The following is a 14,337-nucleotide window of genomic DNA, read 5'->3' as shown; positions in this document are numbered from 1 at the left end:
AGCAATAAAACATTCGAAAACTTGAAATTGTGGCAAGCCTCGGACTGCTCTAGATTCGAGGCAACAATCACTGTTGCCAGGTATCTCGAATGCACCGTCCTGATGAACTCGTCGAAAAAACCGCCGTTGAGTTGCGCCGCCTGATCGGCAGCAAACAGATTTCCCCTGTGGAATTGATGGACGCGTGCATCGAGCGCATCGAGCGGGTCAATCCTTACGTCAATGCGGTCACTGCTACATGCTTTGATCAGGCCCGGCAACAGGCTCGTGATGCGGAGCAAGCGGTGCTGTCGGGCCAACCACTGGGCTTGCTGCATGGTCTGCCCATCGGCATCAAGGATCTGGAAGCCACCGCCGGGCTGCTAACCACCTACGGATCACCGCTCTACCGCAATAATGTTCCGGCCAAAGACAACACGCTGGTTGCAAGACTGCGCGCGGCCGGAGCCATTGTCACTGGCAAGACCAACGTGCCGGAAATGGGCGCAGGCGCCAACACGCGTAATGACGTTTGGGGCGCAACGGGCAACCCATTCAACCCCGCTCTGAACGCAGGCGGTTCTTCCGGTGGCTCGGCGGCGGCGCTGGCCACTGACATGCTGCCCTTGTGCAGCGGTTCCGACACCGGCGGTTCACTGCGCATCCCGGCAGCTAAATGCGGCGTTGTGGGCTTACGCCCTTCTCCCGGTCTGGTACCCAGCGAGCGACGCCTGTTGGGCTGGACGCCCATCTCCGTGGTCGGCCCCATGGGGCGCACGGTGGCCGATACCCTGTTGCAACTGCAGGCAACGGCCGGGTTTCATGTCAGCGAACCCTTGAGTTATGAAGTCGATAAAACCCTATTCAGCGCCCTGCCTGACGTGGATCTCGGCACCTTGCGGGTTGGCTACACAGAAGACTTCGGTTGCTGCGATGTCGATGACGATATTCGTCAGGTGTTCCGTCGCAAAATCGCCGCGCTACGACCGTTGTTTCGCAGTTGCGAGGAAGTGCAAATGGAACTGGGCGAAACGGATCGCTGCTTTGACGTACTGCGCGCCGAGAGTTTCGTAGCCGGAACGCGTGACGCCTATCTGCGTGACCCGAACTCACTGGGCGAAAACCCGCGTGCCAACTACGAAATGGGCATGCGCATGACTCTCGAAGACTGCGCCTGGGCCGCCACTGAACAAACCCGTATCTATCGCCGCTTCCAGGCGCTGTTCGAAGACTACGACCTGATCCTGTCGCCTACGACGCCGGTCTCCCCTTTCCCCTGGAACGACCTTTACCTGAAAAGCATCAACGGCAAGCAACTGGAGAATTACTACCGCTGGCTGGCCCTGACCTATGTCGTCACGCTGGCAACCAACCCGGCGCTGTCGCTGCCTTGCGGTGTTGACCATGTGGGCATGCCGTTTGGTCTGCAAGTGGTGGGCGCGTTCCGTGCAGACGCTCACCTGCTGGCCTGCGGCGAACAGATCGAACGTGCGACTGCAAACAGTCCAGAACTCAAGCGCCCGAAGCCGGATATCAACAAGCTGCTCACAAGTCAGGTTGACTTGAAATCCATCGTGACCGCACCCCCTTCGAGTGAAGGCGGAATCACTGGTACGAGCGAGGTATCGTCGGTTTAACCAAAATACGCAGTGCGGCCAATACTGGATCACACCTGCAGGAGCTGCCGCAGGCTGCGATCTCGGTCTGTCAGGATAAATGCTTCGCAGCCTTCGGCAGCTCCTACCGACAGTGCATTTCAATCCAGTAATTTGAATGTTGTTTGATGAGCGCGAGGCATGCCCGCGATGAACGATGACTCGGTATGACTGCAAACCGCAGTGTTCTTATCGCGAGCAAGCTCTGCTCCCACAAGTTCCGCGCAGCCTGTGGGAGCCGGGCTTGCCCGCGATGGACGTCGCAAGCCAGGCAGCGCCTCTTAACCTCGCCGGTCCTCCCGCGGGCAGTGGCTGAAACGCGCACGATAACTGCGTGTGAAATACGAAGGCGATTCAAAACCACAGGCGATGCTCACTTCCAGCACGCTCATGTCGCTCTGACGTAGCAACTGGCGAGCCTTGTCGAGACGCAAACCGAGGTAGAAATTACTCGGCGTGTCATTGAGGTGCAGACGAAACAGCCGCTCCAGTTGACGGCGTGTCACCTGAATACCTTCAGCCAATTCCAGGGTGCTCAAGGGCGGCTCCGTATGCTGTTCCATTTCACCGATCACCTGTACCAGCTTCTTGTTGCTGATGCCAAAACGCGTGGCGATCTGCATGCGCTGGTGATCTTTGCGCGGGCGGATGCGGCTCAGCACAAACTGCTCGGACACCTTGATCGCCAACTCCGGGCCGTGGGCCTGTCCGATCAGGTCGAGCATCATGTCGATGGACGCAGTCCCACCGGCACAGGTGATGCGCCGCCGATCAATCTCGAATAGCTCCTGAGTCACCTGTAACCCGGGCCATGTTTCCTTGAAAGCGTCGATGGCTTCCCAGTGCATGGTCAGCCTATAGTTATCCAGCAAACCAGCCTGAGCCAGAACAAAACTGCCTGAGTCGATAGCGCCCAGCGTCACGCCCTCGCTGTCCAGCCGTCGTAGCCAATGCTCTATTTTCGGCGTGCAAGATCTCAAAGGCTCGAACCCCGCCACCACCCATAACGTTGCGCCTTTCTTCAGCGGCTCCAGCGCGGCGTCGGCGTTGACCGACATGCCATTGCTGCCAATGACCGCACCGCCATCAACACTCAACACATGCCAGCGATACAGCTCACCGCCAAACCGGTTAGCCACCCGCAGCGGTTCTACCGCCGATACGAATCCCATCACGGAGAAGCCGGGCATGAGCAGGAAGTAGAAGTCGTGGGGCATGCAATCGCTTCTGTTGAGTAAGGAGTGAGCAAACAGGATGAATCGCTGAGACCAGACGATCATGCGATGAACAGACAACCTTGAGGAGCTCATTCATTTGCGCTCCCCGCATCACCGCAAGCTATGGCTCTTTTGAAATACGCCGGTTGCGCGAACACAGCAATAGACCATGTCGCTACCGTGCAAGTGCTGGTCGCCGCTGTGCGTTTTCGCGAGGCCATGGCTGCGTAGCTTTGCATTATCAAAAGCGAAGCAAGCCTGTAAGGAACCCTCCCTCATGAACCACGACGTCATCATCACCTGCGCATTGACCGGCGCGGGCGACACGACCGGGAAAAGCCACCTGGTACCCATCACGCCCAAACAGATCGCCGACGCCGCCGTTGAAGCAGCCAAAGCTGGCGCGACGGTTGTGCACTGTCACGTTAGAGATCCGCAGACCGGCAAGTTCAGCCGCGACGTAGCGCTTTATCGCGAAGTGATGGAGCGGATTCGCGAGGCGGACATAGACATCATCGTCAACCTCACCGCTGGCATGGGTGGCGACCTTGAGATCGGCCCGGGCGAGCGTCCCATGGAGTTCGGCCCTAATACTGATCTGGTCGGGCCGCTCACCCGCCTTGCTCACGTCGAAGAGTTGCTGCCGGAAATCTGCACACTGGATTGTGGCACGCTCAATTTTGGCGATGGCGACACGATTTATGTCTCGACCCCGGCGCAACTGCGCGCAGGCGCCAAACGTATTCAGGAGTTGGGCGTGAAGGCGGAGCTGGAGATTTTCGACACCGGGCACCTATGGCTTGCCAAGCAGATGATCAAAGAAGGCCTGCTGGACAACCCGTTGTTCCAGCTATGCCTCGGTATCCCTTGGGGCGCACCGGCAGATACCACGACGATGAAAGCCATGGTCGATAACCTGCCTGCCGATGCGGTGTGGGCAGGTTTCGGCATCGGTCGCATGCAGATGCCTATGGCCGCGCAAGCCGTGCTGCTCGGCGGGAATGTGCGGGTCGGCCTGGAGGACAACATCTGGCTGGATCGCGGTGTGCTGGCCAGCAATGGAGCACTGGTCGAGCGTGCCAGTGAAATCCTCACCCGACTGGGTGCCCGGGTGCTCACCCCCGCGGAAGGTCGAGTGAAGATGGGGCTGACCAAGCGCGGTTGAATCCAAAAATTACCGTGATCCCTTGTGGGAGCGGATTTATCCGCGAAGACGTCGGCACATTTAACATCATCAGTGCCTGACGCTACGCCTTCGTGAATGAATTCGCTCCTACAGGTCCGACTCTCGACCCGCCAGGAAAACAATATGACCTTCATCACCCACATAAAAACCTTCGCTGCACTGGGCAGCGGTGTCATCGGCAGCGGCTGGGTTACCCGTGCACTGGCCCACGGGCTGGACGTTGTCGCTTGGGATCCGGCTCCGGGTGCGGAGGCCGCGTTACGCCAGCGGGTCGCCAATGCCTGGCCGGCGCTGGAGCAACAAGGCCTGAAGCCCGGTGCCGCTCAGGATCGTCTGCGATTCGTCACGACCATCGAAGAGTGCGTGCGCGATGCTGACTTCATCCAGGAAAGCGCTCCTGAACGGCTTGACCTGAAACTCGAGCTTCACGCAAAGATTAGCGCCGCGGCCAAGCCGGATGCGCTGATCGGCTCCAGCACATCCGGCCTGTTGCCGAGCGAGTTCTACGAAAGCGCGACACATCCCGAGCGCTGCGTGGTGGGGCATCCATTCAACCCTGTGTATCTCCTGCCCTTGGTAGAAGTGGTGGGCGGCAAGCACACTGCACCCGAGGCCATTCAGGCCGCCATTAACGTCTACGAATCTTTGGGCATGCGTCCCTTGCACGTACGCAAGGAAGTCCCCGGATTCATCGCAGACCGTTTGCTGGAGGCGTTGTGGCGCGAAGCGCTACACCTGGTCAACGACGGCGTCGCTACAACCGGAGAAATCGATGATGCGATCCGCTTTGGTGCCGGGCTTCGCTGGTCATTCATGGGCACCTTCCTGACCTATACGCTGGCCGGTGGCGATGCCGGAATGCGGCACTTCATGAACCAGTTCGGCCCAGCACTTAAGCTGCCCTGGACTTATCTCCCGGCGCCGGAACTGACTGACAAGCTGATTGACGATGTGGTCGATGGAACCCGGGATCAGCTGGGTAACCACAGCATCGCTGCGCTGGAGCGTTATCGCGATGACTGTTTGCTGGCGGTAATGGAAGCCGTGCGCACGACCAAAGAAAAGCACGGGATGGCGTTTAGCGATTAGCTCCCCTCCCCACACGTTAAGTCCTGTAGGAGCTGCCGAAGGCTGCGAAAAGGTTTCCCTGATACACCACTTTCGCAGCCTTCGGCAGCACCTACAGGTCAAGGAACACGAAATGCCCGCACTCATCACCTACAAAACCCCCATCCTCGCCGACTGGGTCGACTACAACGGCCATCTGCGCGACGCGTTTTATCTGCTGATTTTCAGTTACGCCACCGATGCCTTCATGGATCGGATCGGACTCACCAGCGACAACCGGGATGCCAGCGGTCATTCGCTGTTCACCCTGGAGTGCCACATCAACTATCTGAATGAAGTGAAGCTGGATGAACAAGTAGAAGTGCAAACGCAGATAGTCGGTCATGACAAAAAGCGCGTGCACCTCTATCACAGTCTTCACAAGGCAGGCATTGATGAGCCGCTATCGGCCAGCGAGCAGATGCTCTTGCATGTTGATCTGGCAGCCGGGCCGCGTTCAGCGCCGTTCAGTGAGGCTGTTCTAGGCGAGCTGGCAGCAATGGTCGCGAGCCAACAGGACTTACCTGCGCCGCACTACATAGGGCGCGCCATTGGGTTGCCGGGAAAAAGCTGAAGTCAGGCACAGCTAAAAATCCTGTGCGAATTTATTCGCGAAGGGAGCGTTGCATCCGATAAAGATCTGTCGCCTGTGATGCCGCATTCGCGAATGAATTCGCCCCCACAGGTATGCCGCGCTTGCAGTTCCGTAGCCTCAATCCACCACAACATGCGGCAAGAACCGGCTGCTGTCCTTGGTGATCAAGCTATCGTCTTCCCGAATCCCAATCCCTGAAGCCAGGTCGCCCACGACCCATGAACCGATGAGCGTGTAGCTGTCGCCAAAGCGCGGCAGCGGGGCGAACTGTTGCAGGATGTAGGGCGCGTCGTTGTAGGGGCCGTCTTCAAAGATGACTTCGTCACCCGGAGTGCGGATTTCAATGTTGGCACCTTCGCGGGAGAAGTAGGGTTTGCGGACCCAGCCTTTGGGGACAGGTGCTCGCGGGTCTTTGTCGACGAAGGTCGGCAGCAGATTCGGATGCCCTTCGTTGAATTTCCAGAGCAACGGCAGGATGCCTTTGTTGGAGATGATGGACTTCCACGCAGGCTCGATGAATTGCGTGTCGCACTGCGGGACTGCCTGCCCATGAGGCTCGTGGAACACGTGTTCCCAGGCATGCAGTTTGAAAATACGCTCGATCCAGCGGCCTTCGAGGTCAACGAAGCGGCCCTGAGAATTGAGGCCGATGTCTTCGATATCGATGTGCCGGGTTTCAATGCCGACGTGTTCGGCCATCTTGCGCAGGAATTCGGTGGTGCCCCGGTCTTCGGCGGAACCGGACATCGAGGAGAAATAGAATGGCCCGCCCTCTCTGATAGCCGCGAAGGCTCTAACCAGGTCTTCCGCCAGCGAGTTGAACTGCGAGGCATGCGCAGGCAATACGCCTCGGGCAATCTGCTCTTCCAGCCAGATGAGCTGGAACGCTCCAGCCTCATAGGCAGAAGTGGGCGTATCCATGTTGCCTTCCAGCAGCTTCGCCGGGTTTACGCCGTCGTAACTGAAGTCGAAGCGCCCGTACAAATGTGGATGCCCCTCCTTCCAGGAGGTCCGTACCAGATCGAAGAACGCTGGCGGGATTGCCAGCTCGGTCAACAGCTCCTCGCTTTCCACCACTCGCTCAACGGCGTCCATACACATGGCATGAAGCTCCTGAGTCGGAGCTTCGATATCGCGGGTGATCTGAGCTTCGGTGAACTGATAGTAAGCGCGCTCATCCCAGTAGCGCTCGCCGTCGATGGTGTGGAAATCGAATCCCTCACGCTCGGCGGTTTCACGCCAGTCCGGCCGCTCTTCGATACTGATTTTTTTCATGGCTAGCGCTCCCGTCAGCCGCCGAAACCGCTGCTTTTACCACCCCAGCCACTACGAGCAGTTGCCTGGCTGCCAAATCCCCCCCGGGAAACCGAGGACGAGACTGACGAGTTACGACCCAGCGTGCTCTTGGTGTAAGCACCGGTTGAACTGGTACGTGCCTGAGTGGAATTGCCGAAGGTCTTGCCGCGCTCGATTTGACGGGAGAGCGTCGAAGACTGGTAGCCGCCGCGCGAATCACGCTCCTGATAAACCGGCTGAGAGTTGTAGCGACCGCCGCCACCTATGTTATTGACCATGTTGCTGACCAACATGCCCATCAGGAAGCCATTGACGCCCGAGCTGGCAAAACCTGAACCACCCGACTGCCCCCCCTGAGCGTTGGCCGCATCGACCTGCTCTTTGGGCAACTGACCGGAAAGCTCCAACTGGAAACCGCCGAGCTTGGGAGTGAACTTGCCATCAGAGTTCTGCTGACAGTAATCGGGAACAAAGTCTGCTTCACACGCAGCCGCACTGTCGTAGGTTGGCGCGATGCGACGGTGATCTGCCAAGGCAGTCATGTAGGCATCCGAGCACACATCGACGGGAACCTTCTGGTCCACGCAAGCTTGCACCGTCGGAAACGTCTGTTGCGCGGTGACATCAACGGTATCGGACTTGCCGCATGCACTGAGTGCCAGCGGCAACGTGCTGGCCAGAACCAGCTTCAAAGAACTACGTCTCATCGAATACTCCTTTCGATCACAGGCAATCAGGTCGACGGCGTCATGCAGGCCGAATTGAGGAAGCCGACACTGATCGAGACGCTGGCTGCGTAAATGGCAGCGGCCAGTTCGCCACGGGTGATGCGAGCCGAGAGGTCCTTGAGAACAAAGTTGGTTGCGGTGAACGCCAACAATTGCACAACGGCTGCGATGACCGCCCAGATCACTACGTCCAGCACGCTGATGCTGTAAGTAATTACGTTGCTGGCAGGCAGGGCGAAGCCAATCAATGCGCCGCCCAGTGCTACGGCTGCGGCAACATTGCCTTCACGAATCTGCACGAACTCTTTGTGCGGGGTCAGGCGGGTGTAGGCCATCTGGAACAGACCGAACAAACCACCGGCCACGATGATGTAGATAACGAAGCTCAGCACCGACTGAAAGCTGAGGGACAAACTAAGCGCATCAAGCATTTTTACTTCCTTTTAGATGACGGTGAAGTCAGTGGACTGCAGCGTGACGCCAACCGAAGTCGTAAGAGAAACGATGCCCTCTTCATCCTCTTCAACCGACAGCAGCAAAAACTCGCGACGATCAATCAAACCCGTATCGCGGGCGTACAACATGCTCAAATGCTCGATACGGTAGCTGCCTTCCGGGTTGGCTACTTCTTCGGTCATCGGGGTCAGTTCAGTCTGACCTTGTTCGGTGCCCCACTGACGCTCGTACTCCCAGCCGTCATGCTCGTACACCGGCAAACCGATTTTTGATTCAGGGCCTACCAGACGCTTCAGTTCCGACTCGCTGTTGATGGTCACGACGCTGCTGTAGCCGAACAGGATAACGTCCTGAACGTCTTCTGCCGCAGGACCGTTCATCATGACCTGCATCCAGTAGTCTTCATCTTCGAAGTAGAAGCGCACCAGGCGAATGGACTGCCCAAGGTCAACGTGACCAACGGACCAGACGACCTCTTCATTGGGTACGACCAGTTCTGAATGCCCATCCAGCAGCAACTTGAGCGAGTCATCAAGATCCAGCATGCGGCCGCTTGCCAGGCCAAACGGCGTGAGCAGCGCCGCGCTATTTAACGGCGCGACTGCTGCGGCTGGCTTTGGCGGTGCCAGGCCTAAAGCTCGTTTGATCCAACTCATAATGCGTTTCCTTTCATGGGCGCCGAAGCGATGCTCAGCGCGAAAATTACTCACACTGACGGATTTTCAACCAACCCTTTTGCGTGCATCAGCCAAGCCACGACAATACCGGCAAGCGCGCCCGCGATGTGTGATTCAACCGAGACGCCCGGCACGGGGATGAAGCCCAGGATCAATCCGCTGTAACCCACCAACGTAACCAGTGCGACGGCGAAGCTGATCAGACTGCGCTGAAACCACGCGCGCGCCAAGAGATAAGCCCACAACCCAAAGATCAACCCGCTGGCCCCGACATGAATCGTCGGCCGGCCCACTATCCAGACCAACAGGCCGCCCAGTAGCGTTACCAGCAACACCACCCGGACATAACGCTGCAAGCCTTCAGTCGCCACCAGCCAGCTCAGCACGATAAAGGGCAGAAGATTACTCAGCAAATGACGAACGGAGCCGTGCAGAAACGGGGAAAAAATAATGCCTTGCAGCCCCGCCCAGGTTCGGGGGACCAGACCATGGCTCAGCAGGCCGTTTGCGGTCAGCGAGTTAATCACCTGAACTGCAATCATCACAGCGGCAAGGCCAAGAATAACGCGTAGTCCGCTTCCGACATTCATGTAGGCACCGCTCAAACCAAACCAAAGCAACCAAACAAAAAAAGGGAGAAACGGCTTTCCGCTTGCCCCTTTTTCAGGGTGTTACTGACCCGCGTTACCACCTTGGCTCTGCGCTTTCAGACGAGCCAGAACGTCAGCAGCGCCACCGGTTTTCGCACCGATACCGGCGTCTTGCAGGCGACGCTCCAGATCACCACCATTGGCGGCGTCCGCGAGTTCCTCTGCGGCTTCCAGCTTGGCATCTTGCTCATCCTGACGTTGCTTGATGCGCGCCAGAGATCCCACTGCAGTTTCCAGACGACCATTGGCACCGCCAGTGGCTGCTGCGGCGTTGATTTGCGCTTTCTGTACGCTATCACGCGCCTTGGCCATGTCGGCTTGCTGACGCAGGCCTTTGATCTGGCTTTCGGCCTTGGTGACTTGAGCCGTCAGCTTGGTGACCTGAATGCCGAACTGGTCAGCTGCGGCTTTTTCCTGATCACGCAGTGCGGTCAGTTCAGAAACCTTTTCCGCACACTCCAGAGCCAGACCTTCTTCGCCCTTGTTCATGGCGGCGATGGCTTTCTGTTCCCAGTTAGCGATGTTCTTGTCGTGCTCATCCACACGCTGTACGGACAGCTTGTGTTTGGCTTTGATCTGGATCAGTTGGTTGCGGGCGGCGAGCATCGAAGCATCGGCGTCGCGGATTTCCTGATCCAGAATGCGTAGTGCTTGAGCGTCGACGATTGCCTCACCGACCTCGGAGGCGCCGCCACGCATAGCGGTAACCATTTTCTTCCAAAGGCTCATTTATTTGTCTCCCGATTACTGTGAGTCAACTGTTAAAAAATCTTCGTAGGCATCAGCGGCGCGGATTACGTTATCTGCCAGGGTAAATACTTCCTGGACAATAACGGTCAGTGAAGAAGCCGCGCTCAATGCGCCAAACATGCTGTAAACGGTCTCGCCGTTCGGCATGGTTTCGATACCGATGGACGACAGCGGGAAGATGTCCCGGCTGCGCAATACGGTGTCGTTGAATGCGGCGACGTCTTTTACCTGGGAGGCATACACCAGTACGCAATCCACCAGAATCTGGTCGCCGGCAATTGCAATGATGATCGGCAGGCCGCCGAAGTTGTTCATCGTCACGCTCAAGCTTGGCTCGGCCCCCTGGACCAGCGTCAACTCGACTTCATTACTCTTTACCACGTCCAGTTCAGCGAGCGCCGAGTGCAGCGTGTCGATGGTCCAGTTGGTATTTTCGCTCATGAATTCCTCCAGTTTGATGCGGTTCCCCAAATAGGGCTGGCGTAACACTTTTTCGACGTTTCTCAAGACTTCAGCGTTTTCAGGAAGTACATACAGCTCTCTTTTGACGTACCCGGCCGCCGTCAGCCGTGCACGCATTTCACGCATGTAGTCGGTTGAAGTTTTTCGAGCCATCCGAGCGCCTTCCAGGACATCACATGTGATAGACGAGCAAGCTACGCTTAAAAAAATTCATGCGCAACACCTCACATGTGATGAAACATTTCATCGCGACTGTGGCTTACTGACGCCATCCCGCGTCTCCTCCGGGATCGATTCCAAAACCGCGCGGTCTTTAAACGCATGACGAATTCCCGCTCTCTCCGTTTGCCTTTCTGGTTGCGTCGCGTTTTGCGCCCCCTACTGGATCCTTATCGCCGCTATCGCCACGCACGCCTGATTCATGCGGCGCGGATCGCAGTCGGGCTACTGGTGACGATTCTGTTGACCACGGGGCTAAATCTGCCTCACGGCGAGTGGGCCTCGGTGACGATGTTGATTGTGATTGGCGGCCTGCAGCATCACGGCAACATCCGCAAAAAGTCTGTCGAGCGTGCCTACGGAACGTTGATTGGGGCAGGACTCGGATTGCTGGTCGTCGTGCAGCAGGGCTATCTGGAGATGCCATTGCTGACCTACGCAATGATGTCCGTGATGTGCGGATTCTTTGCGTACCACGCGATCGGCAAGGGTGGGTACACCGCACTGCTGTCAGCCATTACGTTGTTCATCGTCGCAGGCCATGGCTACAACCCGATCAGCGACGGCTTGTGGCGCACAGTCGACATTCTTATCGGTATCGCACTGGCGTTGGCGTTCTCTTTCGCCCTGCCACTGTATGCGGTGTTCTCCTGGCGCTATAACCTGGCCAGCGGCTTGCGTGACTGCGCCAAGGTGTACAGCCGCATCATCCACGGCCAGCCAGTTACCGCCGATGAGCACTTGAAGTTGGTGGCGCGGCTCAACGGAACAATGCTGCAGCTGCGCTCGCTGCTGCCATCCGTGTCCAAGGAAGTGCGAATTTCCATGGTCGAACTTGATGCCATTCAAGGGCACTTCCGTATGTGCCTGAGCACACTGGAGATCCTCGCCAATATCCGTCCGGACGATCTTGACCAGGCGGCTGGCCCGGAATGGCGTGCACGTCTGGATACCGAGTTTCGTCAAACCCGCCGCCAGTTGATCGGCATGGCTCGCGCGCTACAAACCGGGGCCACCGAACGCCTGCAACGCACGTCGGAAACCAGCCTGCCGGACCTGGGTTATCCGATACCTGTGCAATTGACCGGCTACCACCTGTTGATGCTGCAACTTGCGAGCAACATCGACGGCTTGCAACAGCGTCTGGCGAAGACAGCCAGGCGCTGGAGAATTTAAGCACGGAGCAGCCACTTGACTGGTTGCTTCGTCTTTCGAATCCCCAACACTTGTTCGTCATCGCGCTGTCACACAGCGCAGATAGCTTCATCTACAAAAATCATCCTGATCGCGACCAAAAACACTTTCAAAAACGACATAAAAGACAAGATTTTGGCTCCATCAGCCAGGCAGATGACAGATCTCCAAAACTGCGCTAGCTTGCGTGAAAGCAAGTTGATATCAGCGATAAAACAAAGAGGAAGTACAGACTTCCCGAACTCCAAAGGGGCAATTACCAGCCCCTTTTTCTATACTTTTTTTGCACATTTTTTATGTGAAGGCTGCCGCCTAATCACTCTTTGAAGTACACGAAAATGATCGAACCCGAACGGATCGTCACTCTGTCCCGTGAAGTGGAAGCGTTAGCGAATCGAGGTGTCAGCGATATCCAAATGATCACTCGGCAAACTCGACTTTTGGCGATAAACGCGCTGATTGAAGCGGCGCATGCGGGTAAGGCGGGGCTGGGGTTTTCGGTGGTGGCGGAAGAAGTCAAAGACATCTCCGAACGGATCTCTAAAATCGCGAGCGGCCTGACTCAGGATCTGCAAGCGTCGGTCAATGAGCTGACCGATCTGGGTCGCGGCATGTGCTTCGACGTACGCGGTCAGCGGCTGGCCGATCTTTCGCTGAACATGATTGAGATCATCGACCGCAACCTTTACGAGCGCACCTGCGATGTTCGCTGGTGGGCGACCGATGCCTCGCTGGTCGATGCGCTGACGGCGACGACGCCGGAAACCAGTGCTCACGCAAGCGAGCGTCTGGGGATCATTCTCGACAGTTACACCGTTTATCTGGACATCTGGGTCGCAGACACCAAAGGGCGCGTCATTGCCTCGGGTCGGCCGGACACGTTTGGCAAGGTTATCGGCTCAAATGTGGCTGAAGCGGCGTGGTTCAAACAGGCGGTACGACATTCATCCGGCGATCAGTATTTCGCGGGCGAAGTGGCAGTTGAGCCACTGCTCACCGGCTCACAGACCTGTGCATTCAGTGCCGCTGTGCGCAGCAAGGCTGGCAAGCAGACGCCGGTGATTGGTGTTATCGGAATTTTCTTCGACTGGAAAAACCAGGCGGACTCGATCATCAACGGCGTACGCTTGAGTGACGAAGAGCGCTCGCGCAGCCGGGTGATGCTGGTCGATGCCAGCCACAAAGTCATCGCCAGCTCCGACGCGCAAAGCCACTTGGGGCAAAACGTCGATTTGCAGGTCAAGACTGGCCAGGCTAGCGGTTACACCATCCTGCCGAACAATCTCATCCAGGGCTACTCCATGACTCCCGGATTCGAGACCTATCCCGGAATGGGTTGGCTGGGGGTCATTGAGCAGCAATTGCCGACGATAGAGGGATAGCCTGCAGAAGCATCGCTTATAAAAATGCAGTTCTTTTAATTTGAAATGCATTCCCTGTAGGAGCTGCCGAAGGCTGCGAAGCATTTTTCCTGACACGACGCCATCGCAGCCTTCGGCAGCTCCTACAAAGACCGTGCAGTGCAGTAAAGGCGCCTTCAGCGCGCACCAGAATCATTCTTCTTACATCGTTTCAGCTCTCCGCACCCCATTGGCAGCCACCACAGGTAATATGCCTGCTGCCTTGAAGGAGATGCTCTTGTCCACGACGCGCCAGCCAGTTCTTGATGAAATTGACCGCCAATTGATTGCGGCCTTGCAGCTCAATGCTCGTGAAAGCGTGGCGATGCTGGCCCGGCAGTTGGGCATAGCCCGCACGACCGTGACATCCAGACTGGCCAGGCTGGAAAGCACGAAGGTCATCACCGGATACGGCGTGCGGCTGAGTCAGCGCGTGGTCGATGGCGGTTTGCAGGCTTATGTCGGCATCACCGTGCAACCGCGTTCGGGCAAGGAGGTGCTGCGCCGCCTGAGCAGTCTGGCCCAGGTTCAACAGCTATGCGCGGTTAGTGGTGAATTTGATTATGTGGCCTGGCTACGCACTGATTCACCTGAGCAACTGGACCAGTTGCTGGACCTGATCGGCAGCGTTGATGGTGTCGAGAAGACCACGACGTCGATCATCCTCAGTAGCAAGATTGATCGCGGTCAGCCTGTTTAGAACAACGTGCCCCTGTAGGAGCTGCCGAAGGCTGCGATGCATTTATCCTGACATTCCGCCATCGCA

15 protein-coding genes are annotated in these 14,337 nt (G+C 57.3%); 7 read left to right on the top strand and 8 right to left on the bottom strand.

What is annotated here, in order from left to right; translation table 11 throughout:
• Positions 1 to 89 precede the first annotated feature (89 nt).
• Entirely contained in the window at positions 90 to 1,616 is a 1,527-nt protein-coding gene (locus tag EE949_RS09270) for an amidase (RefSeq protein ID WP_122664005.1), read from the top strand.
• A 299-nt stretch (positions 1,617 to 1,915) separates the two neighbouring features.
• On the opposite strand, the gene EE949_RS09265 is transcribed toward EE949_RS09270, so the two are convergent.
• Positions 1,916 to 2,851: a GlxA family transcriptional regulator gene (locus tag EE949_RS09265; RefSeq protein WP_122664220.1), complete on the bottom strand. Its 936-nt coding sequence runs from the start codon at positions 2,849 to 2,851 to the stop codon at positions 1,916 to 1,918.
• 277 nt (positions 2,852 to 3,128) lie between these two features.
• Between EE949_RS09265 and EE949_RS09260 the strand changes: the two genes are divergently transcribed.
• The 3 genes from EE949_RS09260 to EE949_RS09250 all read left to right on the top strand — a co-directional run bounded on the left by EE949_RS09260 (position 3,129) and on the right by EE949_RS09250 (position 5,718).
• Positions 3,129 to 4,016, top strand: coding sequence for a 3-keto-5-aminohexanoate cleavage protein (locus tag EE949_RS09260; protein WP_122664004.1), 888 nt, complete (start codon positions 3,129 to 3,131; stop codon positions 4,014 to 4,016).
• 144 nt (positions 4,017 to 4,160) lie between these two features.
• Positions 4,161 to 5,126: an L-carnitine dehydrogenase gene (locus tag EE949_RS09255; protein WP_122664003.1), complete on the top strand. Its 966-nt coding sequence runs from the start codon at positions 4,161 to 4,163 to the stop codon at positions 5,124 to 5,126.
• Positions 5,127 to 5,238: 112 nt separating this feature from the next.
• Positions 5,239 to 5,718, top strand: coding sequence for a thioesterase family protein (locus tag EE949_RS09250; RefSeq protein ID WP_122664002.1), 480 nt, complete (start codon positions 5,239 to 5,241; stop codon positions 5,716 to 5,718).
• Positions 5,719 to 5,856: 138 nt separating this feature from the next.
• Here the strand turns inward: EE949_RS09250 and EE949_RS09245 are convergent, their stop codons facing one another.
• The 7 genes from EE949_RS09245 to EE949_RS09215 form a co-directional block, all read right to left on the bottom strand.
• The gene (locus EE949_RS09245; protein ID WP_122664001.1) at positions 5,857 to 7,014 is read right to left on the bottom strand and encodes a glutathionylspermidine synthase family protein; all 1,158 of its coding nucleotides are present in this window, start codon (positions 7,012 to 7,014) and stop codon (positions 5,857 to 5,859) included.
• A 14-nt stretch (positions 7,015 to 7,028) separates the two neighbouring features.
• On the bottom strand, positions 7,029 to 7,742 hold the full coding sequence (locus EE949_RS09240) for a DUF1190 domain-containing protein (protein WP_122664000.1): 714 nt from the start codon (positions 7,740 to 7,742) through the stop codon (positions 7,029 to 7,031).
• Between the two features lie 26 nt (positions 7,743 to 7,768).
• On the bottom strand, positions 7,769 to 8,194 hold the full coding sequence (locus EE949_RS09235) for a DUF350 domain-containing protein (protein ID WP_032629074.1): 426 nt from the start codon (positions 8,192 to 8,194) through the stop codon (positions 7,769 to 7,771).
• 12 nt (positions 8,195 to 8,206) lie between these two features.
• Positions 8,207 to 8,875: a DUF2491 family protein gene (locus EE949_RS09230; RefSeq protein WP_122663999.1), complete on the bottom strand. Its 669-nt coding sequence runs from the start codon at positions 8,873 to 8,875 to the stop codon at positions 8,207 to 8,209.
• A gap of 50 nt (positions 8,876 to 8,925) precedes the next feature.
• Complete coding sequence (locus EE949_RS09225; RefSeq protein WP_122663998.1) at positions 8,926 to 9,486, bottom strand: rhomboid family intramembrane serine protease; 561 nt, start codon at positions 9,484 to 9,486, stop codon at positions 8,926 to 8,928.
• An 81-nt stretch (positions 9,487 to 9,567) separates the two neighbouring features.
• Positions 9,568 to 10,275 carry a PspA/IM30 family protein gene (locus EE949_RS09220; protein ID WP_122663997.1) on the bottom strand — a complete coding sequence of 236 codons (708 nt, stop codon included), beginning with the start codon at positions 10,273 to 10,275 and terminating at the stop codon, positions 9,568 to 9,570.
• A 15-nt stretch (positions 10,276 to 10,290) separates the two neighbouring features.
• Positions 10,291 to 10,911, bottom strand: a complete 621-nt coding sequence (locus tag EE949_RS09215; protein ID WP_027899474.1) for a YjfI family protein — start codon at positions 10,909 to 10,911, stop codon at positions 10,291 to 10,293.
• 168 nt (positions 10,912 to 11,079) lie between these two features.
• On the opposite strand from EE949_RS09215, the gene EE949_RS09210 reads away from it, so the two are divergent.
• The 3 genes from EE949_RS09210 (at position 11,080) to EE949_RS09195 (ending at position 14,271) form a co-directional block, all read left to right on the top strand.
• A complete protein-coding gene (locus EE949_RS09210) occupies positions 11,080 to 12,153 on the top strand; it encodes an FUSC family protein (RefSeq protein WP_122663996.1) in 1,074 nt (357 codons plus the stop codon).
• A gap of 356 nt (positions 12,154 to 12,509) precedes the next feature.
• The gene (locus EE949_RS29960; protein WP_122663994.1) at positions 12,510 to 13,553 is read left to right on the top strand and encodes a methyl-accepting chemotaxis protein; all 1,044 of its coding nucleotides are present in this window, start codon (positions 12,510 to 12,512) and stop codon (positions 13,551 to 13,553) included.
• A 256-nt stretch (positions 13,554 to 13,809) separates the two neighbouring features.
• Entirely contained in the window at positions 13,810 to 14,271 is a 462-nt protein-coding gene (locus EE949_RS09195) for an Lrp/AsnC family transcriptional regulator (protein ID WP_122664219.1), read from the top strand.
• The last annotated feature ends 66 nt before the right edge of the window (positions 14,272 to 14,337 follow it).

It is taken from the genome of Pseudomonas viridiflava, assembly GCF_900602065.1.
In the GTDB taxonomy this organism is placed as follows: Bacteria; Pseudomonadota; Gammaproteobacteria; order Pseudomonadales; family Pseudomonadaceae; genus Aquipseudomonas.
The sequence above is the reverse complement of the archived record's forward strand: the minus strand, read 5'-3'. Positions and strand labels throughout refer to the sequence as shown.